The sequence below is a fragment of the Epilithonimonas sp. JDS genome, from assembly GCF_021261315.1.
GTDB lineage: Bacteria > Bacteroidota > Bacteroidia > Flavobacteriales > Weeksellaceae > Epilithonimonas.
The window spans coordinates 321,955-347,492 of the sequence record NZ_JAJSAX010000001.1 but is presented as its reverse complement, the minus strand read 5'-3'; the positions used below and the strand labels follow the sequence as shown (position 1 = coordinate 347,492).

24 protein-coding genes and 2 tRNA genes are annotated in these 25,538 nt (G+C 37.3%); 13 read left to right on the top strand and 13 right to left on the bottom strand.

The annotated features are described in order from the left end of the window. Window position 1 precedes the first annotated feature (1 nt). The 8 genes from groL to fbp all read right to left on the bottom strand — a co-directional run bounded on the left by groL (window position 2) and on the right by fbp (window position 8,458). Window positions 2–1,624, bottom strand: coding sequence for a chaperonin GroEL (gene groL, locus LUD75_RS01730; RefSeq protein WP_232703996.1), 1,623 nt, complete (start codon window positions 1,622–1,624; stop codon window positions 2–4). Between the two features lie 102 nt (window positions 1,625–1,726). Next, complete coding sequence (locus LUD75_RS01725) at window positions 1,727–2,005, bottom strand: co-chaperone GroES (RefSeq protein ID WP_034977079.1); 279 nt, start codon at window positions 2,003–2,005, stop codon at window positions 1,727–1,729. A 168-nt stretch (window positions 2,006–2,173) separates the two neighbouring features. Continuing rightward, a complete protein-coding gene (locus LUD75_RS01720; protein ID WP_232703995.1) occupies window positions 2,174–2,659 on the bottom strand; it encodes a hypothetical protein in 486 nt (161 codons plus the stop codon). Between the two features lie 41 nt (window positions 2,660–2,700). Next, on the bottom strand, window positions 2,701–3,414 hold the full coding sequence (locus LUD75_RS01715; RefSeq protein ID WP_232703994.1) for a hypothetical protein: 714 nt from the start codon (window positions 3,412–3,414) through the stop codon (window positions 2,701–2,703). Window positions 3,415–3,501: 87 nt separating this feature from the next. Beyond that, entirely contained in the window at window positions 3,502–3,876 is a 375-nt protein-coding gene (locus LUD75_RS01710; protein ID WP_232703993.1) for a hypothetical protein, read from the bottom strand. Window positions 3,877–3,880: 4 nt separating this feature from the next. Then, on the bottom strand, window positions 3,881–6,262 hold the full coding sequence (locus LUD75_RS01705) for a M1 family metallopeptidase (protein ID WP_232703992.1): 2,382 nt from the start codon (window positions 6,260–6,262) through the stop codon (window positions 3,881–3,883). Between the two features lie 96 nt (window positions 6,263–6,358). After that, complete coding sequence (locus tag LUD75_RS01700) at window positions 6,359–7,375, bottom strand: o-succinylbenzoate synthase (RefSeq protein WP_232703991.1); 1,017 nt, start codon at window positions 7,373–7,375, stop codon at window positions 6,359–6,361. Window positions 7,376–7,438: 63 nt separating this feature from the next. Next, a complete protein-coding gene (fbp, locus tag LUD75_RS01695) occupies window positions 7,439–8,458 on the bottom strand; it encodes a class 1 fructose-bisphosphatase (protein WP_232703990.1) in 1,020 nt (339 codons plus the stop codon). Between the two features lie 241 nt (window positions 8,459–8,699). Between fbp and LUD75_RS01690 the strand changes: the two genes are divergently transcribed. The 4 genes from LUD75_RS01690 (at window position 8,700) to LUD75_RS01675 (ending at window position 12,096) form a co-directional block, all read left to right on the top strand. Further along, window positions 8,700–9,938, top strand: coding sequence for an aspartate kinase (locus LUD75_RS01690; RefSeq protein ID WP_232703989.1), 1,239 nt, complete (start codon window positions 8,700–8,702; stop codon window positions 9,936–9,938). A gap of 7 nt (window positions 9,939–9,945) precedes the next feature. Further along, complete coding sequence (locus LUD75_RS01685; protein WP_232703988.1) at window positions 9,946–11,790, top strand: lysophospholipid acyltransferase family protein; 1,845 nt, start codon at window positions 9,946–9,948, stop codon at window positions 11,788–11,790. 94 nt (window positions 11,791–11,884) lie between these two features. Further along, a tRNA-Phe gene (locus LUD75_RS01680) sits at window positions 11,885–11,957 on the top strand. A gap of 66 nt (window positions 11,958–12,023) precedes the next feature. Then, window positions 12,024–12,096, top strand: a tRNA-Phe gene (locus LUD75_RS01675). A 130-nt stretch (window positions 12,097–12,226) separates the two neighbouring features. On the opposite strand, the gene coaD is transcribed toward LUD75_RS01675, so the two are convergent. From coaD to LUD75_RS01660, 3 genes are all read right to left on the bottom strand, one after another. Then, on the bottom strand, window positions 12,227–12,697 hold the full coding sequence (coaD, locus tag LUD75_RS01670) for a pantetheine-phosphate adenylyltransferase (RefSeq protein ID WP_232703987.1): 471 nt from the start codon (window positions 12,695–12,697) through the stop codon (window positions 12,227–12,229). A 55-nt stretch (window positions 12,698–12,752) separates the two neighbouring features. Beyond that, window positions 12,753–13,736 (bottom strand): D-alanine--D-alanine ligase, encoded by a 984-nt coding sequence (locus LUD75_RS01665; protein ID WP_232703986.1) that lies wholly within the window; start codon window positions 13,734–13,736, stop codon window positions 12,753–12,755. Between the two features lie 147 nt (window positions 13,737–13,883). After that, on the bottom strand, window positions 13,884–14,246 hold the full coding sequence (locus LUD75_RS01660) for a diacylglycerol kinase family protein (protein WP_232703985.1): 363 nt from the start codon (window positions 14,244–14,246) through the stop codon (window positions 13,884–13,886). Between the two features lie 115 nt (window positions 14,247–14,361). On the opposite strand from LUD75_RS01660, the gene dnaN reads away from it, so the two are divergent. From dnaN to LUD75_RS01630, 6 genes are all read left to right on the top strand, one after another. Continuing rightward, window positions 14,362–15,492: a DNA polymerase III subunit beta gene (gene dnaN, locus LUD75_RS01655; RefSeq protein WP_232703984.1), complete on the top strand. Its 1,131-nt coding sequence runs from the start codon at window positions 14,362–14,364 to the stop codon at window positions 15,490–15,492. Between the two features lie 125 nt (window positions 15,493–15,617). Beyond that, window positions 15,618–15,851, top strand: coding sequence for a hypothetical protein (locus tag LUD75_RS01650; protein ID WP_232703983.1), 234 nt, complete (start codon window positions 15,618–15,620; stop codon window positions 15,849–15,851). Next, window positions 15,848–16,120, top strand: a complete 273-nt coding sequence (locus tag LUD75_RS01645) for a Txe/YoeB family addiction module toxin (RefSeq protein WP_232703982.1) — start codon at window positions 15,848–15,850, stop codon at window positions 16,118–16,120. Before LUD75_RS01650 ends, LUD75_RS01645 begins: the two co-directional genes overlap by 4 nt. Window positions 16,121–16,230: 110 nt before the next feature. After that, the gene (pheT, locus tag LUD75_RS01640) at window positions 16,231–18,660 is read left to right on the top strand and encodes a phenylalanine--tRNA ligase subunit beta (protein ID WP_232703981.1); all 2,430 of its coding nucleotides are present in this window, start codon (window positions 16,231–16,233) and stop codon (window positions 18,658–18,660) included. A gap of 294 nt (window positions 18,661–18,954) precedes the next feature. After that, on the top strand, window positions 18,955–20,313 hold the full coding sequence (hemN, locus tag LUD75_RS01635; protein ID WP_232703980.1) for an oxygen-independent coproporphyrinogen III oxidase: 1,359 nt from the start codon (window positions 18,955–18,957) through the stop codon (window positions 20,311–20,313). 52 nt (window positions 20,314–20,365) lie between these two features. Then, a complete protein-coding gene (locus tag LUD75_RS01630) occupies window positions 20,366–21,196 on the top strand; it encodes a dienelactone hydrolase family protein (RefSeq protein WP_232703979.1) in 831 nt (276 codons plus the stop codon). Between the two features lie 3 nt (window positions 21,197–21,199). Here the strand turns inward: LUD75_RS01630 and LUD75_RS01625 are convergent, their stop codons facing one another. Continuing rightward, entirely contained in the window at window positions 21,200–21,667 is a 468-nt protein-coding gene (locus tag LUD75_RS01625; protein ID WP_232703978.1) for a hypothetical protein, read from the bottom strand. A 100-nt stretch (window positions 21,668–21,767) separates the two neighbouring features. On the opposite strand from LUD75_RS01625, the gene LUD75_RS01620 reads away from it, so the two are divergent. Next, a complete protein-coding gene (locus LUD75_RS01620) occupies window positions 21,768–22,211 on the top strand; it encodes a 6-carboxytetrahydropterin synthase (RefSeq protein ID WP_232704906.1) in 444 nt (147 codons plus the stop codon). Window positions 22,212–22,285: 74 nt separating this feature from the next. After that, window positions 22,286–22,906: a porin family protein gene (locus tag LUD75_RS01615; RefSeq protein ID WP_232703977.1), complete on the top strand. Its 621-nt coding sequence runs from the start codon at window positions 22,286–22,288 to the stop codon at window positions 22,904–22,906. A 53-nt stretch (window positions 22,907–22,959) separates the two neighbouring features. Here the strand turns inward: LUD75_RS01615 and LUD75_RS01610 are convergent, their stop codons facing one another. Next, a complete protein-coding gene (locus LUD75_RS01610; RefSeq protein ID WP_232703976.1) occupies window positions 22,960–24,156 on the bottom strand; it encodes a DUF1343 domain-containing protein in 1,197 nt (398 codons plus the stop codon). Window positions 24,157–24,160: 4 nt separating this feature from the next. Here LUD75_RS01610 and LUD75_RS01605 point away from each other — a divergent pair, with 4 nt between their 5' ends. Further along, window positions 24,161–25,390 (top strand): FtsX-like permease family protein, encoded by a 1,230-nt coding sequence (locus LUD75_RS01605; protein ID WP_232703975.1) that lies wholly within the window; start codon window positions 24,161–24,163, stop codon window positions 25,388–25,390. Window positions 25,391–25,538 lie beyond the last annotated feature (148 nt).

Here is a 25,538-nt window from a genome sequence, read left to right as displayed (position 1 = left end):
ACTACATCATTCCCGGCATCCCGCCGCCCATTGGCATTGCAGGTTCAGCGCTTTTCACTTCAGTGATAACACATTCAGTTGTCAATAGCATTCCAGAAACAGAAGCTGCGTTTTCCAGAGCAACTCTTGTTACTTTGGTTGGATCGATGATTCCAGCCTCAAGCATATTCACATATTCGTCAGTTTTTGCGTTGTAACCGAAATCTCCAGTTCCTTCCGCTACTTTCGCAACGATTACAGAACCTTCGCCTCCAGCATTGGTCACGATTTGTCTCAATGGCTCTTCGATCGCTCTTTTGATGATCTTGATACCAGTCGTTTCGTCAGCATTTGAACCTTCGAAGTTAAGGGCAGCAACCGCTCTTACCAAAGCAACACCACCACCGGCAACGATTCCTTCTTCTACAGCAGCTCTGGTTGCGTGCAATGCATCATCAACTCTGTCTTTTTTCTCTTTCATTTCTACTTCAGAAGCAGCACCTACGTAAAGTACAGCAACACCGCCAGCTAATTTAGCCAATCTCTCCTGAAGTTTTTCTCTGTCATAGTCAGAAGTCGTTGTCTCCATCTGAGCTTTGATCTGCGAAACTCTTCCTTTGATCTGAGCTTCTTCGCCACCACCGTTTACAAGGGTTGTATTGTCTTTGTCAATCACCACTTTCTCAGCAGTTCCCAACATATCTAGCGTAATGTTTTCCATTGTGAAACCTCTTTCTTCAGAGATCACTTGTCCGCCTGTTAAGATTGCGATATCTTCTAACATTGCTTTTCTTCTGTCACCAAATCCTGGCGCTTTCACAGCAGCAATTTTAAGAGAACCTCTCAATTTGTTCACTACCAAAGTTGCCAAAGCTTCACCTTCAACTTCTTCAGAGATGATCAAAAGCGATTTTCCACCTTGTGCAACTGGCTCAAGAACTGGCAATAATTCTTTCATCGAAGAGATTTTTTTCTCAACCAACAAGATGTAAGGATTTTCTAGTTCAACCACCATTTTTTCTGGATTGGTTACGAAATATGGAGACTGGAAACCTCTGTCAAACTGCATTCCTTCTACAACATCTACAGTTGTATCTGTTCCTTTTGCTTCCTCAACAGTGATCACACCTTCTTTCCCAACTTTTCCAAAAGCTTCAGCAATCAATGATCCGATCGTATCATCATTGTTTGCAGAGATAGAAGCCACTTGCTTGATTTTTTCAGAATTGTTCCCCACTTCCTGAGACTGAGATTTAAGGTTCTCAACCACTGCCAAAACAGCTTTGTCGATTCCTCTTTTCAAGTCCATTGGGTTTGCACCAGCAGCAACGTTTTTAAGACCTTCTCTTACGATAGCCTGAGCAAGCACTGTAGCGGTAGTTGTACCATCTCCAGCGATGTCATTGGTTTTAGAAGCAACTTCTTTCACCATTTGAGCACCCATATTTTCTACTCTGTCTTCCAGTTCGATTTCTTTGGCAACCGTCACACCATCTTTGGTAACGTGTGGCGCACCGAAAGATTTTTCGATGACAACGTTTCTACCTTTTGGTCCTAAAGTTACTTTAACTGCATTTGCCAACGCGTCAACACCTCTTTTCAAAGCGTCTCTTGATTCAATATCGAATTTAATTTCTTTTGCCATTTTTTGTTGTATTAATGTACTTTGTACAATGTATTAATGAATGTTGTATTCACGAAAATTTAAATCATTTTACGTAAATACCTTTTACTTTTTACAAATTTGTTACCCAATAATTCCAAGAAGATCTCCCTCTTTTACGATAAGATAATCTTTCCCTTCAAACTTAAGTTCTGTTCCTGAATATTTTCCATAAAGCACTTTGTCACCAACTTTTACAGTGGTTGGCTCATCTACTTTTCCAGGACCAACTGCTACAACGGTTCCTTCCTGAGGTTTTTCTTTTGCAGTGTCTGGGATGATGATTCCTGATGCTGTTTTAGTTTCTGCAGGTGTTGGTTCTACCAAAACTCTGTCCGCTAATGGTTTGAAATTTACTGACATAATTATATTTGATTTTTAATATTTATTCTGATTCCTACATCTCCAACAATGTGCCAAGTCGGGTAGAGCCTGCAAGATAAATGATTGAAGTTAGATTTGGCAGATTTTTATTTCGAGACTGAAATTTTGGCAGAAAAAAAAGTCATTCGGTTTGAATGACTTTCACGGTTAGCTGTTGCGCCGTTTGTGCTTTTTATTTTTTGATCTTTTAGTTTTAAGTAATTGTCTACAATAATCTACAGCCATACAGCAAATATTACTGAAACTATCATTTGTCAAGTGTTTTTGATATGAATTGATGAAATTAAAATATCCTAATTGTGCCTTTGAGTGATTCTTGGCTTCCAAAAGAATATTGTAAGACGAATTTCTGTACTCTTTTGCGAAGATGTTATTCACATATTTTCTTAATTCATCATCGGAAACATAGATTTCATTATCAAGTTCTTCGTGTTCCTTCTTTCGTTTTTCTTTTTCTTCCGGAGTTTTTCGGTCAAATATATTTTGAACGATTCCTTGATTCATCGCATCATAATCTGCTTTGTACTTATGAGGAAAAGCAACCAAACTGTTTCCTTTTTCATCGGCAGGATAAAACCAGATTTGCTTGCTAAGTTTTTTCTTTTCTAATCGAGGTAATTTAAACTTATCCATAATATCGTTTTAGAAAGTTTTACTAAAGCTACCAATTTATTTTATTCCATTATCATCTTCCTGCCTCCAGCATTTATTTCCTGCTTAATAACTTTTCTCGAATCCAAATCAATATAATAAGTACTCTCGGTTTTCCTGTCCTGAATATCATCCGTCGTTTTTACAATCCAGACTTTCTTATCATGGTATTCACCAATTTCTACCTTTTCAATATAAGCTTTGATAACCCCTTTTTTTGCTGTCGGATTATAATCGAAAATTGAAATTTCTGTTGAATAATTTTCTTTTAAAGGCAAAAACCGAATGAGTGCAGGATAACTGTTGCTGTCAAAATAGGCTGTATTGGTAGCTTCATTAATAATGTCTTTTTTCTGAGTTTTATTATCCAAATAATAACCTGTCACTTTATTTTTATCAAATTTTAGCGACATATTTCTCATAGAATTAAATGACGAATGATACACCGGCTGGAAATCTGAAATCTTAACAATTGTAGAATCCACCCAAGCATCAGGAGCTTGCTTCATTTTGACAGTCGTTTTTATCAGAAGTTCTTTTTTGTTTAATTTTTTCTGTTCGGTTGTTACTTTCCCGATTTCTATTTTTTTTCCTGCATTTTCCATTGTCCAACTCACCTCATTCGATTCATCTTGGATGTACTTTGAATCAAGTTTAATGTTGGAAGGTGTAAGCAGGTTTTGTGCAGAAAAAAAATTGGCACTACCAATTATTAAAAGAATAAGAAATGTTCTCATATTTTTTAATAATAAGTAGTGCCAAATATGATAAAGTTACAGCAAACTGTTTACTTTTTATAGACAGGACGAAATTGAAATTATATTCTAATTTCCTTCCTTCAAAGCGTTTTCAAATAATTCATCAACATCAAGGCAATTGCATCTTTCTTTTATGAAAGGATCGTCTTTCTTGATACCCTTATTTACTCTGATGATTTCTTTGCAGTAATCTTCTTTTTTCAATAAACTTCCAAGATACATCAACGGAATATTCATTAAAACAAAAAGTAGAACACCCGGAAACATATAAATTAATGCTTTCATTGATACAGCACTGATGCTGATTACTCTGTCATTAGTTACACTTTTGTAATATTTTTTCCAGATCTTTTTTGCCCACCAAATCAATATCAATACGCCGCCTCCAAGTCCGAAAACTAATGCAATGTAAAATAATATTTGAATGGTGCTATGTGTCATTTTTTTATTTCTTCCCTGCAGCTTGCATCGGATTTACTTTTCCGCTGGCGCCGCCTCGTGCTGTTTCTCTTTGTGACTGTTTGAAAACCTGGAATTTCGTAGGCGCTTCCGTCGATGAAGTTGCTGCCCAGAAATTGTTGGAAGTGTCGATGTCAGCTGTTTCTTTCATTGGATCAAGCTGGATAGATTTCAGTTTTTTATCAAGGTAATAAGTTTTGGAAACCTTTTGCTCATTAGCTCTCCAGATTTGAACATTGATTTTGTCTTTCAATTTGGTTCCATCTTCAAAAGTCAGTTCTAGAATGATCGGCATTACCAATCCGCCTTTATTTGTGAAGTCGATTTGATAAGCTGTGATATTTTTGTTAAGACCTTGAGTTTTTTCCTGCGCTGATAATTTTTCAGAACCTTCGCTTTTTAAAACATATTCTTTAGAAGTGTCCACTTTTTCCTGTCCACGGTCGTATTTGTAATAAAAATCCTGAACGTTTTTGTCTCCGTCAACATAGAATTTGATGGTTTTATCTTCTCTGTTTCTGATCTTGGAAATGTCTTCAAAATCATTCAGAAGCGGTGCGTCAGTTTTGTATTTGGTTTCTTTTGCTTCTTTTGGAATGGCATCAAAATCCGGAACTGCTACAGTCACTTTGTCAATCGCAATATCTACTGGATCTGTGCTGTAGAACCAGCCTCTCCAGAACCAATCCAGATCTTCGCCGCTTGCATCTTCCATCGTTCTGAAAAGATCTGCAGGCTCAGGATGACGGAAAGCCCATCTTTGTGCATACGTCTTGAATGCTTTATCAAAAAGTTCTCTGCCCATAATGGTTTCACGAAGAATGTTTAGTCCTGTTGCAGGCTTAGAATAAGCATTTGGCCCGAATCTCGCGATATTTTCTGAATTGGTCATAATTGGCTCCAATTCATCTTTCGGAAGTTTCATATAATCTACGATTGTCCAAGCTGGCCCACGTTTCGAAGGGAATTTATTGTCCCATTTTTCCTCGGTCAAATATTCTACAAAGGTGTTCAATCCTTCATCCATCCAAGACCATTGTCTCTCGTCTGAGTTGATGATCATTGGGAAAAAGTTGTGTCCAACTTCGTGGATGATCACGCCAAGCATTCCATTTTTAATCGCCTCGGAATAGGTTCCGTCTTTTTCAGTTCTTCCGTAGTTGAAACAGATCATCGGATATTCCATTCCGTTGGACGCTTCTACCGATTGTGCCACAGGATATGGATAAGGAATCGTAAATTCTGAATAAGTTTTAATGGTGTGGGCAACCGCTTTTGTAGAGAGTTTTCTGTAAAGTCCGTAAGCTTCTTTTCCGTAGAAACTCATTGCCATCACTTTGTTGTTGTTTTCAGGAATCGTGACGCGCATTCCGTCCCAGACAAATTTTCTGGATGATCCCCAGGCAAAATCCCTTACGTTTTCCGCCTCGAATTTCCAGGTTTTTCTTTCCTTGGATTTATTTTTCTCAGCTTTTTTAGCTTCGTCAAGTGTTACAATTTCGATTGGTTCGTTAGAGTTTTCAGCTTGTTTGTATCTCGATAATTGAGCTGAAGTCAAAACCTCACTGTAATTTTTACATTCTCCAGTTCCGCCGATAATGTGATCTGCAGGAACATTCATAGAAACTTTGAAGTTTCCAAAGACCAATGCAAACTCGCCACGACCTGTAAACTGGTGATTCTGCCAGCCGTGGAAATCGCTGTAAACACACATTCTCGGATACCATTGCGTCATTGTATAAAGGTCGTTGCCGTCTTCCGGAAAGTTTTCATAGCCGCCACGACCGCCTTTTTCCATACGGTTCGGGATGTTGTAATTCCAGTCGACTTTAAATGTGAATTTCTCTCCAGCCTTCAAAGGTTTTGCCAGATCGATTCTCATCATTGTTTTGTTGACAACATATTTGATAGGAGAGCCTTTTGCATCAGTTACTTTTTCAAGATTTACACCGTAACCATTATCCTTCAATGGAACTTCGGAAGGTCTTAACCTGTCGATATTTGAAGTTTTTCCCAAAGTGGAAGATGAGGGATAATCTGCATTTTTTACAGAAGACTGCTGATTTTCATCCAATTGAAGCCAGAGATATTCCAACTCGTCCGGCGAATTGTTGTAATAAGTAATCGTTTCAGAACCTTTCAGATTTCTTTTGTCTTCGTCCAAATAGGCAGAGATGTCATAATCTGCACGCTGCTGCCAATACTGATTTCCAGGCGCACCGGAAGCCGTTCTGTACGTGTTTGGCGTGGGCAGAATTGTCCCAAGCTGTTCAAATTTGTTCCCATGATTGCTCCCTGGATTATTTTGAATATTCTGAGCATTGATGAACACACTGGCGACAAGAAGACCTAAAACTTTTAATTTCATTTCGGAAAAATTAATGACTGAGAAAATTATATGTCATCAAATTTAGGAAAATGTTACTAATAAATTTGGAACGAAAAACGATTATTGATGTTTTTTTTATAAATGTTGGTATTCAAACCAAAGATTTTCGCCCTTTAAAACTAAAGGACTTGGAAAATTATTAGTAAACAAACTTCCGGTGCCCAGTCCTTGCGGCATCGGATTATTTTTGTTGTAAGTATACTGCGCAATCGCATTCAGTCCGATGTTGCTTTCCAATGCAGAAGTGATCCACCAATTGATCTTATTTTTCTCAGCTAAATCAATCCATTCGTCAGAGCCGGAAAAACCGCCGACCAAACTTGGTTTCAGAATGATATATTGAGGTTTGATTTCTGTCAGAAGATCTTTTTTAGACTCAATGTTTAGAACGCCAATAAGTTCTTCATCCAAAGCAATTGGAGTGGGGGTATTTTTACAAAGTTCTGCCATTGCTTTCCAGTTTCCGGATTCTATTGGCTGTTCGATGGAATGGATTTCCAGTTCGGCCAATTCCTGCAAAACAATTTTAGCTTGTTCTGGAGAAAAAGCCCCATTTGCATCTACCCGAAGTTCAATCTGATCTTTCGGGAATTTATTTCTAATAGATTTGATAACCTCTTTTTCGGAATTCCAGTCAACACCGATTTTCAGTTTGATACAGGTGAAATTATTTTTGAGTTTTTCCTCAATTTGAGATTGCATAAATTCAGCATTTCCCATCCAGATCAAACCATTGATTTTTATTGAATCCTTGCTTTCAGTAAAATCACTTGGGAAGTAAAGATCGCCCTGATGTTTCAAATTTGCCAAAGCCTGCTCGATTCCAAAAATAATCGACGGATGATTGATGAGTTCTTCCTGCAACTCTTCAAAACTCAGATTAATATTACGGCAAGCCCACTCGAGCGCACTTTCATAGTCATCATCGTCATCAAAACTCAATCCTCGGAAAAGGGCGCATTCTCCAATTCCTTTTTTGTCGTCTTCGGTAATTTCTATAAAATAAGTTTCTTTGGTATTCAAAACACCGCGCGAAGTTCCACTTGGCTGTTTGAAGTTCAGAATATATTGGTTGAATGTTGCAGTCTTCATCCTACAAAAATAAGAAAAGACCGACAAAATCGGTCTTTAGTATGATTTAAAAAATAATTAATTCTAGTTTTTATTCACCGCTTTCGCCATAAATTCCTCAGCTTGCGTTACCATCGCTGCACTTCCGCAGAAAAACGGAACACGCTGATGAAGTTCTGTTGGTTCGATTTCCATAATTCTTTTGAAACCGTCGCTGCATTTGCCGCCAGCTTGCTCTGCCAGAAATGCCATTGGATTTGCCTCGTAAAGCAATCTCAGTTTTCCTTTTGGAGAATGAGAAGTTTGAGGATAAATATAGATTCCGCCTTTCAGCATATTTCTGTGAAAATCTGAAACCAGCGATCCAATGTATCTGGAAGTGTAAGGTCTGTCGCCTTCTTCTTCCTGGCAGTATTTGATATAATCTTTCACACCCTGAGGGAATTTGGCATAATTTCCTTCATTAATGGAATAGATTTTTCCCATAGTCGGGAATTTGATATTTTCGTGAGATAAATAGTATGTTCCGATTGATGGATCCAAAGTAAATCCGTTCACGCCATTTCCAGTCGTGTAAACAATCATTGTGGATGAGCCGTAAACTACATAGCCTGCAGCGACCTGATTCACACCTTTTTGTAAGAAATCTCTCAATTCTACAGGGCTACCAGGATCAGAAACTCTTCTGTAAATTGAAAAAATAGTTCCTACAGAAACATTCACATCGATGTTGGAAGAGCCGTCCAAAGGATCAATCAAAACGACATATTTACTAAGGTGTGCATTTTCTGTACATTTTACTTCGATGAAGTCATCGCTTTCTTCAGATGCAATTCCGCAAACTACTTCTCTTTGCGAAAGTGCGGCAATGAAAATATCGTTGGCCAATACATCCAGTTTTTGCTGATCTTCGCCCTGGATATTCATATTTCCAACATTTCCGATGATGTCTGCAATTCCGGCTTTGTTCACTTCGCGGTTTACGATTTTTGTCGCAATTCTGATTGAACTGATAAGGCGGGAAAGTTCTCCTGTTGAATATTTGAAATCATCCTGTTTATCGATGATGAATTCTCCTAAAGTCTGTAAGGCTTGTTTTGACATGGGTTTAATTTTCAGATTTACAAAACTATATTATTTTTCAAACAAATGAAACAAAATTTATCATTAATTGATGATAGTTATCATAATCCTATTAATATGGTTTTATGATTCATAATGAGGCATTAAAAAATCTGATGTCCAATTTTCATATTTCGTTCATTATTAATATTTTTGGGGGTTAATAATAAATTAACGATGTTGTTCTATTAAAATCAACTGTTTTTAAGTCTTAAAAAATCTAATGAAAATTTACAAATTTGGTGGCGCATCTGTAAAAGATGCTGAAGGTGTGAAAAATGTAGCCTTGGTTCTCGAAACTCAGGGTTTTGAAAAATGTCTGCTTGTGGTTTCCGCAATGGGAAAAACGACGAATGCTTTGGAAAAAGTAGTGGAATATTATTTCAAGAAGCAGGATTATCAGCAGGAAATTGAGTTGATAAAGAAAAATCACATCGACATTGCCAAAGGTTTATTTTCAGAAAACCATCCGGTTTTTGGAGAGATCTCATTATTTTTCGATGACATCGATTCTTTTTTAAGACGAAATAAATCGCCGAATTATAACTTCGTTTACGATCAGGTTGTAAGCTGCGGCGAAATGATTTCTTCAAAGATATTGAGTGAGTATCTTAATGATATTCAGTTTTTTAACCATTGGCTGGATGCTAGAGATTACATCAAAACCGACAGCAATTACAGAGAAGGAATCGTCAACTGGCAGGAAACTGAGCAGAATATTTCCAAATTGGATAAAATCAATTGTTATGTTACTCAAGGATTTATCGGTTCTGAAACCAATAATTTCACAGTTACTTTAGGAAGAGAAGGTTCCGATTATACCGCTGCGATTTTCGCCTATTGCCTGAATGCGGACGAAATGACCATCTGGAAAGATGTTCCGGGCGTGATGACTGGTGATCCTAGGAAATTTGATAACGTGGAACTTTTGTCTTTCATCTCTTACGAAGAGGCGATCGAGATGGCTTACTACGGCGCATCCGTTATTCACCCAAAAACATTGCAGCCGCTTAAACAGAAAAATATTCCATTCTTTGTAAAATCATTTGTTGATCCGAAAGAACCGGGAACTAAGGTTGGAAATTCAGCAGAAAACGAATCTGTAGAAAGTTACATCCTCAAAGAAAATCAAACTTTGCTGAATGTTGAAACCCGCGATTTCTCTTTCATAGCCGAAGATCACATCAGTTTGATCTTTACGCTTTTGGCAAAATATAAAATTAAAGTTTCTTTGATGCAGAATTCGGCAATTTCACTAGCTTTATGTTTGGAAGATAAATTTGGAACCGCTAATGAATTCAATGAAGAACTGCAGCAAAGTTTCATCACACAAATGACGAAAAATGTATCCTTGTTTACCGTTAGAAATGCTGAATTGGACAAGCTGGAGAAATTCTACAAAGACAAAAAAGTACTGTTGGAGCAGATTTCCAAAAAAACCTTCCAAATGGTAACCATGTAAAAACACTATGAGCTTAATTTCCAAAGAAGACTTGATAAAAGCAGCCGGACTCGATAAAATTGGTTTTCTCAAGAGACCCGTTTCGTCTGCGATCATGAATCTCACCAAAATAAATGAAGTCAACACACTTTATAATAAACTCATCCATACAAAAGGTGTGGAATTCTTTGATGAATTTGTAAAAGAGCAGGAACTCAGCTACATCGTTTTTGCGGAAGATCTTGCCAAGATTCCCAAAACCGGACCATTTATCATTGTTTCCAATCATCCGCTGGGTGCATTGGATGGGATATTGATGTGCAAAATAATTCTGAGTGTGCGTCCGGATTTCAAAGTGATGGGGAATTTTCTCTTATCGAAAATCAAACCAATGGAACCTTTCGTTATTTCCGTTAATCCATTCGAGGAGCGGAAAGATGCGTACAGCAGTTCATCGGGAATGAGAGAAACTTTCAGACATTTGTCGGAAGGTGGTTGTTTGGGCATATTTCCAGCTGGCGAAGTGTCCAATAAAAATAATGATTACGGGGAAATTCTTGACAGACCTTGGGGGAAAACAGCGCTGAAGATCATTAAAAAAGCCAAAGTTCCCGTAGTTCCGATGTATTTCCACGCCACTAATAGTAAGATTTTTTACAATCTGGCTAAGCTTCATCCGGATCTTCAAACATTGATGCTGCCAACGGAAATGATGCGCAAAAGGGATCATCCAATCCGTATCAGAATCGGAAAACCTATCTCCGTAAAACAAATGCAGGAAGAGGAAACGATCGACGAACTTGGCGATTATCTTTATAATAAGGTTTATATGCTGAAGTCTTATTATGAAAGAAGAAAAAGCATCACGGAAAAATTGAAGCTTCCGAATATGTCGCTCAAAAATCCATTGGTAAAGCAGAATAATATCGTACAGAATATCATTGAAGAAACGCCAACGGAAGACATTGAAAGCGAAATCAACATCCTTAAAAATACAGAAAATAAAAAACTTTTTTCTCACGGCGACTACGATGTTTTTTTTACAACATCAGCCGAGATTCCTTTTATAATGAGGGAAATCGGGCGTCAGAGAGAGTTGACTTTCCGGGCAATTGGTGAAGGCACAAATCTCCCTTTTGATCTGGACGAATATGATAACCATTATCACCATCTTTTTATGTGGGATAATGCCGGCAAAAAGCTGGTTGGCGCTTACAGAATGGCTCTTGGCGCGGAAGTGATGAAGAAATATGGCATTGATGGATTCTACACCAGTTCACTTTTCGAGTACGATCCGGAGTTGCAACCGTTCTTCCGAAAAGTGATCGAAATGGGACGTGCTTACGTTTCTGTGGAATATCAGCAGAAACCGTTTCCGTTATTCTTACTGTGGAGAGGAATTGTCCACGTTTGTCTTCGAAATCCGGAACATAAATTCCTGATGGGTGGTGTAAGTATTAGCAATAAGTTTTCAGAATTCTCAAAATCTTTGATGATTGAATTTATGCGTTCTCATTATTATGACTCTGCTGTTGCGCAATATATTCATCCAAAAAATGAATTCAAAGTGGTGATGAAGGAACGTGATAAAGCGTTATTTTTCGAAGATATTGATGCCGATCTTAATAAGTTAGATAAGATTATTGACGATCTTGAACCTGAATTGAGGTTGCCTGTTTTGATTAAGAAATACATCAAGCAGAATGCGAAAATGATCGCCTTCAACGTTGATCCAAACTTCAACGATGCGATTGACGGATTGATGTACATTCGAATCAGCGATTTGCCGGAAGATACGATAAAGCCTGTTTTGGAAGAGTTAAGTGATTTTTTCAAAGCACAAACTGAAAAAAAATCCTCTGAAAATCAGTAATTTTCAAACAAATATTGACTAATTTTCAATATAATTTGCATTGTAAGGATAAAGACTATATTTTTGCACCACTCAAAATAACAATGCGAGTGATGGTTTCTTAGCTCAGTTGGTAGAGCAATGGATTGAAAATCCATGTGTCCCTGGTTCGATCCCTGGAGAAACCACAATTAAATATTGATTTACTATTAATGTTTAAAACTAATTAATGAGTTCATTGCTCAAAAAACAATGGTTTCTTAGCTCAGTTGGTAGAGCAATGGATTGAAAATCCATGTGTCCCTGGTTCGATCCCTGGAGAAACCACTTAAAACCGCCTTTTATAGGCGGTTTTTTTGTTTTAATACCAAAATGTAAGTAGATGTTCTATAAATTATAAATAAAAAAATCCTGAAGTTATCAGGAATTTTTATGTGTTGAAATTTAACTTAAATTTTTATTCTTTAATTGCTCTCACCGCATCCGGAACCATAATCTCGTAGTTTCCGCCATAAGAAATGATTTCCCGCACAATACTACTGCTGATGTACGATTTGCCAGAAGATGTCAGAAGGAAAATTGTTTCAATCGTGTTTTCCCTTGTCAAAGCTCGGTTGGTTTGGGCAATTGACTTTTCAAATTCAAAATCGGCTGGATTTCTTAAGCCTCTCAAAATGAAATTCACGTTTTTACTTTTACAATAATCGATGGTCAATCCTTCAAAATCATCGACTTCCACATTAGGAAATTTTTCAAAAGTTTTTCTGATGAATTCCTTGCGTTGCTCGAGAGAGAACATATATTTTTTCTGAGAATTCTTTCCGATGGCGATGATGATCTTGTCAAAAAGCGGAACGGCGCGCTCTACGATATCGTAATGTCCAAGTGTGATAGGATCGAACGATCCAGGAAAAACAGCAATTTTCATTTATTTCAGATTTAAAAAAAATTAAGCCAAAGACTTTTCTCTGGCTAATTTATAATTATTTATTTAAAGCTTTCTCAACTTCGCTTCCACAAAGGTCTTTGATGGAGATTCCGTAGATCTTCGCTTGTTGCGGAAGAATACTTGCCGGCGAAAATCCAGGGTTTGTATTCATTTCCAAAAGGTATGGAATTCTGTCCACAATGATAAATTCTGACCTAGAGAATCCACTCATTCCAAGTGATTTATAAGCTTTGATGGAGATTTCTTCCACCTTCTTTGTCGTCTCTTCGTCAATTCTTGCAGGCGTGATCTCCTGGGAAGCGCCTTCATATTTGGCTTCATAATCGAAGAATTCTTTGTCAGGAATGATTTCGGTAATTCCTAAAACAATCACGTCACCTTTGTAATCCAAAACACCTACAGAAACCTCGGTTCCGTTTAAGGCGCTTTCAATTAGGATCTCGTCGTCTTCCTTGTAGGCAATTTCAAGTGCATTTTTCAATTCACTTTTTTCTTTGACCTTCGAAATCCCGAGTGAAGAACCGCTTTGATTGGGCTTCACGAAAAGAGGTAATCCCAGTTCTTCCACAATTTTGTCATCAGAAATATCTTCACCTTTTCTTAGGTAAATACTTTTTGCTGATGGAATGCCATATTTTGAAAGAACGGCTAAGGTATCTTTTTTGTTAAAAGTCAAGGCACTTTGATAGAAATCACAGCCTGTGTATTTTTGTCCAACTGCATCCCAATAAGCTTGTAGAATTCCGTTTTCGCCAGGTGTTCCGTGGATGATATTGAAACAAGCATCGAATTTCAGACTTTCTCCGTTTCCTAGATCGGCAGAAAAATCAGCTTTGTTGATTGGTTTTTTTTGATCGTTTTCATCGAGGAAATACCATTGATCTTTCAGGATGACCACTTTGTAAACATTATAAATATCACGGTCCAAAGAATCGAAAATCAATTGTCCACTTTTTAGAGAAACTTTGTATTCATCAGAATATCCGCCCATTACGACGGCGATGTTTTTTTTGCTCATTCTAGAATTATATTGAAAACAAATGTAAAAATTTTATGTAAAAAACGATGATTAAATCTTGTAATCTTTGAATAATTAAGTTTAATAAATTTCAATTAGATTCATAATAAAAAAATTAGAATTCAAAACTTCCAAACTCTACGACTCTCAAACCCTCAAGCTTAAATAAGGCCAATAAACCAAAGCCCCAACACAGATCGCAGAAATAGTCGCCAACAAAACCGCTCCTCCAGCCAAATCCTTAATGATTCCAATTCTCAAATCAAATTCTGGCTGAATGTAATCACAGATTTTCTCAACACAAGTATTCAAAGCTTCCGTCACCAAAATAAAAAACGAAACCAGAATGATCAATGCACTTTCAAAATTCGAAAGTCCTAAATAGACAATCAGAAAAAGATTGATGATCAATCCCAAAATATGGATCTGGAAATTGCGCTCGTTCCTCAAAATCCACAGGATCCCACGGATTGTGAACTGAACGCTTTTATGAAATGGCGGTTTTTTCATAGGAATAATATCAACAAAGATAGATAAATCTAAAAATTGTTAATAACTAAATAAATACAGCTTTTAAAATCACATCAAATTCATTATCTTTGTAGAATTGAAATAAATACAGTTTATGAGATTTATTGTTGCCAGTGGCGATTTGCAGAAAGCTTTACAGACAGTTAGCGGCGTTATTTCCGGTTCACAGTCTAGACCAATTTTGGAGAATTTTCTTTTCGAATTAGATCAGAACTTGTTGACTGTTACAGCATCAGACGGCGAAACAACGCTGATCACTTCTCTTGAGGTGAAGTCAGATGACAAAGGAAAAATAGCAGTTCCCGGGAAGATCTTTCAGGATTTCTTGAAGACTTACGGCGAGCAACCCTTGACTTTGGCCGTGAAAGATTCCGAAGACGGAAACGGAAGCGTTTTAGAGATCTTGGATGAGAAAGATAACTTTGCAGTAGCGCTAGACAATGCAGACGATTACCCGGAATTGCCGGAATTCGATGCGTCTCAAAAAGTGTCCATCTCTGGTGGCGTTTTGGCAGAAGCTTTGGCGAACACTTTGTTTGCGACAAGTAACGATTCTCTTCGTCCAGTGATGACAGGTGTTTTGTTTCAATTCAAAGAAGATGAGACCAATTTTGTATCCACAGATTCTCACAGATTGGTGGTTTACAAAAGAACAGATGTCACGCATCTTGAGACTTTGGAATTCATTATGCCGAAAAAACCATTGGCGATCTTCAAAAATATCCTGAACAATTCAACGGAAGATGTGTTGATCGAATTCAGCGACAATATGGCGAAGTTCACTTTTGGAAACAACACTTGGATCTGTCGTTTGATAGATGGTAAATATCCAAACTACAACGCGGTAATTCCGAAAGAAAATCCAAACGTTTTGACCATCAACAGAGGTCTACTTTTGAGTTCTATCCGTAGAGCATCCATTATGTCAAACAAATCGACCAATCAGGTAAGATTCAAATTGTCCGGAAATGTGCTTCACCTTCACGCAGAAGATACAGAGTACGCAAACAAGGCAGATATGCAGATTCCTTGTGATTACAATGGAGATGATATCAACATCGGTTTCAGTTCAAAATTCCTGACAGAGATGTTATCCGTTTTGGCTTCTGACGATGTGACGATGAAAATGTCTCAGCCAAACAGACCAGGAATCGTAGAACCAGTTGACGGATTGGAGGAAAACGAAAGTATCCTGATGCTGTCAATGCCAGTAATTGGATTATAAATGATAAAGGATAATTGATGAATGATTATTTATCGATTTTATAAATAATAAGATTTGAGATTTGATGATTCAAATCTCAAATTTTGTTTAATAAATATTTTTTTAACCTAAAAAAATAACGGAATATGACAACGTTCACATTTGAAGCGGATAAATCCGAAGTTGAAAAAATCCGCACAATTTTAAAAGCGCTTGGCGTTAAAAAGCTTAAGGTAAAAGAAAATGCTTCAGATTCATCTGAGAAAATAAAATATTCTCGTAAGGAATTTGATGAAATGCTTGATGAATCAAAGAAAGGCAAGAGCAAAAAGGTGCTGAAATCAAAAGACGAGGTCAAGAATTTTTTTGATTCATTATGAGTTTTTCTGTAAACTATACCGAAAAATTTATTGAAGACCTGAAAAAACATAAAAAGTCAGGACAAAAACAGTTGCTTTCAAAAGTCGAACGTTTTGTAACGGAATGTCTGGATAGTCCTAGGGTTGGAACGGGAAAACCAGAACAGCTTAAACATCGAAAAGTTGAGACTTGGTCTCGCGAAATCAACAAGCAACATCGTTTGGTTTATGAGATAGAATCTAATGACATTCTTTTTCTTTCGGCTTGGGGACATTATGATGATAAGTAGAATACAGCTTTAAAATAAAAAAAGAGATTTGAAGATTCAAATCTGAAAAATATTAAATTAAAATAAAACCTCGGACATCAGACTTCTGACTTCCGACAATAATATAAATAATGAAAATTTCAAATAATTGGCTTAAGGATTATATCAAAACTGAACTTTCTACGGAGAAAATCAGTGCGTATCTTACAGACATCGGTCTGGAAGTCGAAGGCGTAGATAAATTCGAAAGCGTAAAAGGTAGCTTGGAAGGAATAGTTGTTGGCAAAGTTTTGACTTGCGAAAAACATCCAAATGCAGATAAACTCAACAAAACAACAGTCGATGTTGGCGGAAAAGTTTTAGAGATCGTTTGTGGCGCACCAAATGTTGCAGCTGGACAAACCGTTCCCGTTGCAGTGGTTGGGACTAAGATCTATGCAAAAGACGGCACTTCTTTCGATATCAAAAAAGCAAAGATCCGTGGCGAAGTTTCCGAAGGAATGATCTGCGCAGAAGATGAATTAGGGTTGAGCGATGATCACGGCGGAATTATGGTCTTGGATTCAGAAAAATTCGAAGTTGGAAAGAATTTCGCAGACTATTTTGAATTGACAAACGATGAGGTCTACGAGATCGGATTGACGCCAAACAGAACTGACGCAATGTCGCATTACGGCGTTGCCAGAGACTTGCAAGCTTTCTTGGTTTCCAATAACCTGAAATCAGAATTCACAAAAATCGAATCCAAAGTTTTAAATATCGAAGGTTCTCACGATTTCAAATTACAAATAGAAAACTCTGAACTTACACCAAGATATTTGGGTGCAGTGATCGAAAATGTAGAAGTGAAAACTTCTCCAGATTGGTTGAAAGCAAGATTGAAAGCCATCGGACTTTCGCCGATCAATAATGTGGTAGATATTACCAATTACATTCTTCACGGCCTCGGACAACCGCTTCACGCTTTTGACGCAGACAAAATTGCAGACAAGGTCGTGAAAGTTGGAACAGTCCAAGAAGGGACAAAATTCAAAACTTTGGATGGTGTGGAAAGAACTTTGAACGGTTCCGAGATCATCATCAAAGACGGAAAAGACAATCCGCTTTGCATCGCCGGCGTTTTTGGCGGAAGCGAAAGTGGCGTTTCTACGGAAACCAAAACGATATTTTTGGAAAGTGCTTACTTCAATCCGGTGGCGATCAGAAAAGCTTCGAAATTCCACGGACTCAATACCGATGCATCTTTCCGTTTCGAAAGAGGTGTGGATCCGAACAATGCAAGAACCGCTTTGACACACGCGATCCAGTTGATCGAGGAATTGGCTGGCGGAAAATTGGTTGGCGAGATCTTGGAAAGTTATCCAGAGAAGATCAAAGACCATTACGTCGTTTTCAGATATTCGAAGATTGATCAGATTCTTGGAACTAAAATTCACAGAGAGAAGATCAAAGAGATTTTAAAATCTTTGGAGATTACAATTCTTAATGAAATTCAAAACGGACTAGAATTATCGATTCCAGTTTACAGAGCCGACGTTACCAGAGAAATTGACGTCATCGAAGAAGTTCTAAGGATCTACGGTTACAACAAGATCGAAGCACCAAAGAAGATCTCCTTCACGCCCGTAAAACTGGATTTCGAAGATCAGGACGCTTTGGAAAACGCCTGGGCAAGGACTTTACAAGGCAATGGCTTCAACGAGGTGATGAACAATTCATTGACTTCTGTGAAAGACGAGACCGATGCAGTAAAGTTGTTGAATCCATTGAGCAACGATTTGGCATTTATGAGAAAGTCTTTGTTAGAAGGACTTTTGGGAAATGCGATCTACAATATCAACAGAAAATCGGCCGACATCAAGTTTTTCGAATTAGGGAAAATTTATCATAAAAAAGAATCAAGCGAAGCGTATCTTGACCAAAGGGAAAAAAAGTACGAAGAAAGAAAACAATTGGCGATCCTGACAACGGGGAGAGAAGTTGCAGAGAACTGGCTTCAGCCAAAAAGCGCGACAGATTTCTACCATTTGAAAGCTTACGTGAAAATTCTTTTGGAAAAATTAAATCTTGACCTTCACGAATCCGCTTTGGAAGATCCACGTTTTTCCGATGCTTTGGAAATCTCGGCAGAAGGGAAAATTTTGGCAAGATTAGGAAAGGTTTCCCCACAATTGTTGAAGGATTTCGACATCAGCCAAGACGTTTTCTACGCAGAGATCGAACTGGAAAACTGTCAGTCTTTCAGAAGCAACGAAAACCTGAAATTTGTCGACATTCCAAAATTCAACAAGATCAGAAGAGACCTTGCGTTGTTGGTGGACAAGACGATCTCTTACTCAGAATTGTACGAATTGGCAAAGAAGAACAAGTCGCCTTTCCTCAAGAAGATCAATCTTTTTGATGTTTATGAAGGCAAAAATCTTCCAGAAGGCAAAAAATCCTACGCGATGAGTTTCGAACTCTTGAACGAAGAAAAAACCTTGGAAGACAAAGACATCACAGAAGTTATGAACTCACTCATCAAGTCTTTCACAAAGGAATTGAACGCAGAATTGAGATAATTTAAATAAGTCTTCAACATACATAAAATCCTGTCAGAATTTCAAACGCTGACAGGGTTTTTTCTTTAAAGCCTATTAAGAGCTATTTCCCGCTATCCACTATATCTTTTTTGCTTTCACACGTTTTTTCATCCAAACAAACTTTTCCACAAAAAGCAAAAAAGGATGCCGTTCCTATCTGGGCTATGGGCTTTGTCGTTTTATAGAAATTTGGACATCCGTTATAGAAAGTACCAATCAAAAGTCATCCTAATTCAAATTCATTCCAAACTCAAATTTTGTAACTTTGCCGCAATGAATTCTTTAGTTGACAAATACAATATTCCTGGTCCGCGTTACACCTCTTACCCGACTGTTCCTTATTGGAATGAAGAAGGTTTTACCGCAGATCTCTGGAAAAAATCAGTGATAAGATCTTTCTCGGAAAGCAATTCTGAGGAAGGGATTTCCATTTATATTCACCTGCCTTTTTGTGAGGCGCTTTGTACATTTTGTGCGTGTCACAAGAGAATCACGAAGCAACATTCGGTAGAAGTTCCATATCTGGAAAGCGTTTTGAAAGAGTGGAAATTGTACTTGGAATTGTTCGATCACAAACCAAAACTGAAAGAACTTCACCTGGGAGGCGGAACTCCGACTTTCTTCTCACCAGAAAATTTGAGAACACTTTTACAAGGTATTTTTGATACGGTAGAAATTGCCGAAGATCAGGAATTCAGCTTTGAAGGTCATCCGAATAATACAACCCGTGAACATCTTCAAACCTTGTTTGACCTAGGATTTACGAGAGTTAGTTTTGGTGTTCAGGATTATGATCCGAAAGTTCAGAAGGCGATCAACAGAGTTCAGCCTTTCGAAAATGTTGAAAATGTGACCAATTGGGCAAGAGAAATTGGCTACAAAGGCGTGAGTCACGATCTGATCTTCGGATTGCCACATCAGACTTGGGAAGCGATGGAATTCACGATCCGTAAAACAATGGAATTGAAACCAGACCGATTGGCTTTCTATTCCTACGCACACGTGCCTTGGGTAAAAGGTGTTGGACAACGTGGTTTCGATGAAAATGATTTGCCAAGCGGTGACGAAAAACGAAGACTTTATGAAGACGGAAAAAAACTGTTGGAAGATCTTGGTTACATAGAAATTGGGATGGATCACTTCTCTTTGGAACACGATGACCTTTATCAATCTCAGATTCAGAAAAAACTGCACCGTAATTTTATGGGTTACACTTCCAGCAAAACCCAATTAATGGTCGGTTTGGGAATGTCCGCAATTTCAGATTCCTGGTATGCGTTTGCTCAGAACGTTAAAACGGTGGAGGAATATCAGAAATTGGTGGAAGAAGGACAAATTCCTGTTTTCCGAGGTCATATTTTAGATGCAGAGGATCTGAATATCAGAAAACATATTTTGAATCTGATGTGTCAGCTGGAAACCAGTTGGGATCTGCAGAATTCTTTCCCAGAGATTGAAAACTCCATTGAAAAACTTAAAGAAATGGAATCTGATGGATTGGTAGAAATTTCAGAAAATCAAATCAAAATCACGGAAAAAGGACGTGCTTTCACGAGAAATGTCGCGATGGTCTTTGATCTCAGAATGTTGAGGAACAAACCGGAAACCCGGATTTTTTCGATGACGATATAACATTTAAAGGAAGTTTTCATTAACTTCCTTTTTTATTTTAATTCAATCTGAAATGAACTTGATCAAACAAAAAAATATTATTCTAAAAGGTGAAAGAGAATTCCTGGCAGATGCATTTTTTCCTAAATCAGAAAAGAAGCTTCCACTAATAATATTTGTTCACGGTTACAAAGGCTACAAAGATTGGGGAACTTGGGAATTGATGGGAGAGAAGTTTGCAGAAGCGGGATTTTATTTTGTGAAATTCAATATGTCGCATAACGGAACCACGATCGAAGATCCAAACAACTTCGGCGATTTGGAAGCTTTTGGGCAGAATAATTATTCCAAAGAATTAAATGATCTGGAAATTGTTATCAATCACTTCAAAAATCAAAAAGAAGTTGACGCTGAAAATATAGCTTTACTAGGACACAGCCGAGGTGGCGGAATTTCGATTATTAAAGCTACAGAAAATCAAAACATTACCAAATTAATGACGCTTGCGAGTGTTTCAACGCTTGACAGATTTCCCCAAAACGAAGCTTTTGAAAACTGGAAAAAGGATGGCGTATATTTCATCGAAAATGCCAGAACCAAACAAAAAATGCCTCATTATTTTCAATTCTACAAAGATTTTGAAAATAATAAGGAAAGATTTGATGTCGAGAAAGCTTGTGGAAATCTTGAGATTCCAACTTTATTTATTCACGGTTCAAATGACGAATCTATAACGATCGATCACTCAGAAAATCTACATTATTGGACTAATAATTCTCAATTTAAAATCATTGAAAATGCAAATCACACTTTTGGTGCAAAAGAGCCTTGGGAAAGTGATTCATTACCAAAAGAATTAAACGAAGCCGTCGAAATTTGTATCGATTTCCTAAAAGAAAAATAGAATTTATTTCTTCTTTTTGATCAGATTATTGTTCTCAATCCAGCGTTTGTTGCTATTAATATCTTTAAGATACCAAATGTCGCTCGCATTCATAATGTATAAACTGTAAACCAAAGGCATTGCAATCTGTTTGCCTTCCAGGAAGTTAGCTCTTACCGAAACTGCATTTTTCTTTCTGATGTAATCGCCGGTAAAAATATTGGAAAAACTTTTTCCGCTGGACTTGTCATCAATCAGTTCAATCAGTGTCAAAGTTCCGTCAGTATTGAATTCCAAAACGTGGCGTTCTGCGTGGTCTTCAAAATCTTCCACCAAAACGAATTTTTTGCCTTTGAGATCATACTCAGAAGCGTCTTTCATTTTTTTGCTTTTGCTTTCGATTTTATCGAGAATTTTATTGATGCCGGCAAAATCCTGGGAATAAAAATAAACGGAAGAAATTAAACTTAAGAAGACAAGTGTTTTTTTCATTTTAATATATGTGTTTTCTGTGCACAAAAATAAGCATTTGAAAGTTGGCTGCAAATCTTTTACCAAATTAATCAAACAGATTTTTGATTATCTTTGCAGAATGATAAGGATTACCAAAATTTTCACTTTCGAGACCGCCCACGTGCTTTACAATTATGATGGCAAATGCAAAAATATGCACGGTCATTCTTACAAACTTTTTGTAACAGTAAAAGGAAATCCGATCAACAATCTTGACGATCACAAGAATGGAATGGTTGTAGACTTTGGCGATATCAAAAAAATTGTGAACGAAGAAATAATTGATCTCTGGGATCATTCGGTTTTGGTGAATGGTGCTTCTCCACATAAAAGTCTTGGTGAAAGCTTGCAAAATCAGGGTCATAAAGTAATCTTTTGCGACTATCAGCCAACGTGCGAAAATATGCTTTACGACATCGCTTCAAAAATAAAATCCAAGTTGCCATCCGACGTTCAGCTTGCCTACCTGAAACTTCACGAGACCGAAAATTCTTACGGAGAATGGTTGGCTGAGGAGAACTAAATTTATGATTTTTTATAAGTTGTTTTGTTTTAAGTTAAAATTATCTTAAAATTGCATACTAAAATTAATCAACTATGAAAAAACTATTGGTTCTAGGGGCAGTTGCACTTTTTGGAACAATGAATGCTCAAACTGAAAAAGGATCTTGGGTTGTAGGCGGATCTACGAACATTGGTTTCAATAACAGTACAAGCAAAGTTAAATTTGACGGTAATTCAGTAGATGGTCCAAAAACTACTTCTTTTAATATTACGCCTTCAGTTGGATATTTTGTCGCTAACAATTTTGCAATTGGTGTTGATCTTTCATTTACTGCAGCAAAAACTACAAACACGCAATATATTTTTGATCAAGAATATAATTTTGATACCAAAAGCAATACGATAATTGTAATGCCTAACGCTACTTATTATTTCAAATCTGCTTCTAAAGTTATGCCCTACTTAGGTGCTGGAATTGGATATTTCTCTAATACAACGAAATATCCATCTGATTTTGCTACAAATGAAGAAGTGAAGTTTACGACTGATGGTCTTGCATGGGGAGCCAAAGGTGGAATTGTTTTTCTTGTAACGCCTTCAGTAGGGATTGATTTAGGTCTAGCTTACGTCAATACTTCTGACAAGGAAGACGATGTGAAAAATGTGACCAACACTTTTGGAGTGAATGCCGGTATCTCTTTTTTCTTTAAATAATACAATATCCCAGCTTTTTATAAAACATAAACCTCGCAACTTGCGAGGTTTTTTTAGTTTGGATAAACGATATATTTCTGTCTTATCTTTTCAAAATCTGCAAGATCTTTTTTCCAGCTTTCTTTGATTTCTTTTTCGGATTTTCCGGCAATGATTTGTTTTCTGAGTTCGTCACTTCCTGCTAATTTGTCAAAAAATAAATTTTGTAAGAAATAGTTTTGTTGAGGATTTTTATAGTCTTTGTAAGATTTCAAAAGCCATTCCAGATTCAAAATACGTAAGTCTTGCGAATAGTTGCTGAGGTTTTCCCCGAAGCATAATTTTCCGTTCAGGAAAGGATCTTTTGCGCCTGCCGTTGGTTTTGGCGTGAATTGATAACCGAAACTTTTCGTCCACGGACTTCCATAGATCTGAAATGGCAAATCTGTTCCGCGTCCTACAGAAACCTGAGTGCCTTCAAAAAAACAAAGACTTGGATAGAGATTGATGGACTTGTCATTTGGAAGATTTGGTGAAGGTTTATCAGAAACGCCATATCTTTTTTGCTTGTGATAATTCAACATTGGGATCAGAGTGTATTTTGCCTCGATTCCATTTTTCAGCCACTTTTCGCCGTTTACCATTTTTCCATATTCGCCGATTGTGAGTCCGTAAACAACAGGCACATTATGCAATCCAACAAAGCTTTTCCATTGGTTTTGCATCATCGGTCCGTCTGTGTAACCATCGTGGGGATTTGGACGATCAAGAACAATTACTTCTATATTATTTTCTGCCGCAGCTTCCATAATATAAGATAAAGTCGAAATATAAGTGTAAAATCTTACGCCAACATCCTGAATATCAAACAAAATCACATCAGCACCTTTCAAATATTCCGCTTTGGGTTTTTTGTTGTCGCCGTAAAGTGAAACAATTGGTAATCCTGTTTTGGTATCAATTCCGCTTTTCACGTGTTCACCAGCATCAGCGGTTCCCCGGAAGCCGTGTTCGGGAGCGAAGATGGATTTGATTTTAATATTATTTTCAACCAAAAAATCTACCAGATGTTTTTTATCTTTCAGAAGACTTGTTTGGTTAGCCGCTACGATCACATTTTTATTTTTCAAAAGCGGAAGGTAAAGTTCCGGTCTGTCCGCAGCAGTCGCAAAGCAGTCTTTTTCAGTTTTTTGAGCTTTTATAAATGGGATTGAACTAAAATAAATTAGCAGGATAAAAACTAAAGTTTTATTTTTGAGGCTTAATATCATTGATTTGAATTTTCCGTTATATTTCTCGAAAAAGATAGCGTTTTCCAAAGATAACAAAAATAATCTCTCAAAGGTTATCGTCTACATCGGCAGGCTTTCTGTGGCATTGGGCATCATTGTTTCTTTGATTACGATTTCCACAGGTCTCGGCTCCAAAAGGGCGATAGAAGACCGAATCTCAAATTTCAGCGGCGATATTTCTGTCAAATCCACGCGTTCCAATTCTTCCTATAATTCTTCTGTTTTGGAAACAAAAGGTTTGGATATCAATGCTGTGAAAAAAATTCCCGGCGTTGCTGGTTTGCAGTCTTATGCCTCAGTTAGTGGGATTTTAAGAACCGAAACCAATTTTGCCGGAATTATTCTGAAAGGCGTCGGAAAAGATTTTGACAAAGCCAGATTTCAGCCGTTTATGATCGCAGGATCCATTCCCGATTTTAAAGAAGACGGATATAATAATGAAATCATCCTGTCAGAAAAAATTGCACACGATCTTTCTCTGAAAGCGAATGACAGCATTGTAACTATTTTTTCAAAGGAAGACCAGAAGCCAATTTACAGGAAATTTATCGTCAAAGGGATTTATAAAACCGACATCAAACTTGTAGATGATTTGTATATCATCGGCGACATCAACCACGTTCGCAAAGTGATGAATATGGACGAAAAACAAGTTGGCGGACTGGATATTTTTCTTGATGACACAGATAAGATTGACCAAGTTTTTCCGGAAATCGAAAAATACATTGGCTACAAAAATTACGCAGAAAAAGTAACCGAAAAGTATCCGCAGATTCTGGATTGGATCAATATTTTTAACCAGAATATTTCATTAATTATTACAATTATGCTTTTGGTTGTGGTCATTAATATCGTAATGGTTTTATTGATATTAATTATTGAAAGAACCAATTCCATCGGGGTTTTGAAAACGATGGGCGCTTCCAATGCACAGATCAGATCCATCTTTATCAATTACACTTTGCTGATTATGATTCCCGGATTATTGGCAGGAAATGTGATCGGAATCGGATTGTTATTAGTTCAAAAATATACAGGATTTATCAAGCTCGATCCCGAAAACTATTTTATCAGCACCGTTCCTGTAGATCTCAATCCGGTTTACATCATTGCCGTTTCTGTCGGCATCTTTATTGTTTCAGGAATAGCGATGATTTTGCCAAGCTATTTGATCAGTAAGATTTCGCCGGTTAGGGCAATTAAGTACAGTTAAATAATTATTGTAATTTGGGCAGCTTAATCCGTCTTCCACTCCCTCCCGATTTTACATCGGGATCCGTTCAAGCCGGGCTGCAGATTCAATATAAAAACAATGTTTGTCATCATTTAAAAGACAATTAAAAATAATGACGGCATCAATT

What these genes read in the sequence shown, in the direction of transcription:
- LUD75_RS01720 (WP_232703995.1), bottom strand. Translation starts at nt 2,659, where the DNA reads ATGGATAAGTTTAAATTACCTCGATTAGAAAAGAAAAAACTTAGCAAG.
- LUD75_RS01650 (WP_232703983.1), top strand. Translation starts at nt 15,618, where the DNA reads ATGACAACGTTCACATTTGAAGCGGATAAATCCGAAGTTGAAAAAATC.
- coaD (WP_232703987.1), bottom strand. Translation starts at nt 12,697, where the DNA reads ATGAAAATTGCTGTTTTTCCTGGATCGTTCGATCCTATCACACTTGGA.
- LUD75_RS01610 (WP_232703976.1), bottom strand. Translation starts at nt 24,156, where the DNA reads ATGATATTAAGCCTCAAAAATAAAACTTTAGTTTTTATCCTGCTAATT.
- fbp (WP_232703990.1), bottom strand. Translation starts at nt 8,458, where the DNA reads ATGTCAAAACAAGCCTTACAGACTTTAGGAGAATTCATCATCGATAAA.
- LUD75_RS01665 (WP_232703986.1), bottom strand. Translation starts at nt 13,736, where the DNA reads ATGAGCAAAAAAAACATCGCCGTCGTAATGGGCGGATATTCTGATGAA.
- pheT (WP_232703981.1), top strand. Translation starts at nt 16,231, where the DNA reads ATGAAAATTTCAAATAATTGGCTTAAGGATTATATCAAAACTGAACTT.
- LUD75_RS01725 (WP_034977079.1), bottom strand. Translation starts at nt 2,005, where the DNA reads ATGTCAGTAAATTTCAAACCATTAGCGGACAGAGTTTTGGTAGAACCA.
- LUD75_RS01690 (WP_232703989.1), top strand. Translation starts at nt 8,700, where the DNA reads ATGAAAATTTACAAATTTGGTGGCGCATCTGTAAAAGATGCTGAAGGT.
- LUD75_RS01660 (WP_232703985.1), bottom strand. Translation starts at nt 14,246, where the DNA reads ATGAAAAAACCGCCATTTCATAAAAGCGTTCAGTTCACAATCCGTGGG.
- LUD75_RS01685 (WP_232703988.1), top strand. Translation starts at nt 9,946, where the DNA reads ATGAGCTTAATTTCCAAAGAAGACTTGATAAAAGCAGCCGGACTCGAT.
- LUD75_RS01715 (WP_232703994.1), bottom strand. Translation starts at nt 3,414, where the DNA reads ATGAGAACATTTCTTATTCTTTTAATAATTGGTAGTGCCAATTTTTTT.
- hemN (WP_232703980.1), top strand. Translation starts at nt 18,955, where the DNA reads ATGAATTCTTTAGTTGACAAATACAATATTCCTGGTCCGCGTTACACC.
- LUD75_RS01615 (WP_232703977.1), top strand. Translation starts at nt 22,286, where the DNA reads ATGAAAAAACTATTGGTTCTAGGGGCAGTTGCACTTTTTGGAACAATG.
- LUD75_RS01705 (WP_232703992.1), bottom strand. Translation starts at nt 6,262, where the DNA reads ATGAAATTAAAAGTTTTAGGTCTTCTTGTCGCCAGTGTGTTCATCAAT.
- LUD75_RS01620 (WP_232704906.1), top strand. Translation starts at nt 21,768, where the DNA reads ATGATAAGGATTACCAAAATTTTCACTTTCGAGACCGCCCACGTGCTT.
- LUD75_RS01625 (WP_232703978.1), bottom strand. Translation starts at nt 21,667, where the DNA reads ATGAAAAAAACACTTGTCTTCTTAAGTTTAATTTCTTCCGTTTATTTT.
- groL (WP_232703996.1), bottom strand. Translation starts at nt 1,624, where the DNA reads ATGGCAAAAGAAATTAAATTCGATATTGAATCAAGAGACGCTTTGAAA.
- LUD75_RS01710 (WP_232703993.1), bottom strand. Translation starts at nt 3,876, where the DNA reads ATGACACATAGCACCATTCAAATATTATTTTACATTGCATTAGTTTTC.
- LUD75_RS01700 (WP_232703991.1), bottom strand. Translation starts at nt 7,375, where the DNA reads ATGAAGACTGCAACATTCAACCAATATATTCTGAACTTCAAACAGCCA.
- dnaN (WP_232703984.1), top strand. Translation starts at nt 14,362, where the DNA reads ATGAGATTTATTGTTGCCAGTGGCGATTTGCAGAAAGCTTTACAGACA.
- LUD75_RS01645 (WP_232703982.1), top strand. Translation starts at nt 15,848, where the DNA reads ATGAGTTTTTCTGTAAACTATACCGAAAAATTTATTGAAGACCTGAAA.
- LUD75_RS01630 (WP_232703979.1), top strand. Translation starts at nt 20,366, where the DNA reads ATGAACTTGATCAAACAAAAAAATATTATTCTAAAAGGTGAAAGAGAA.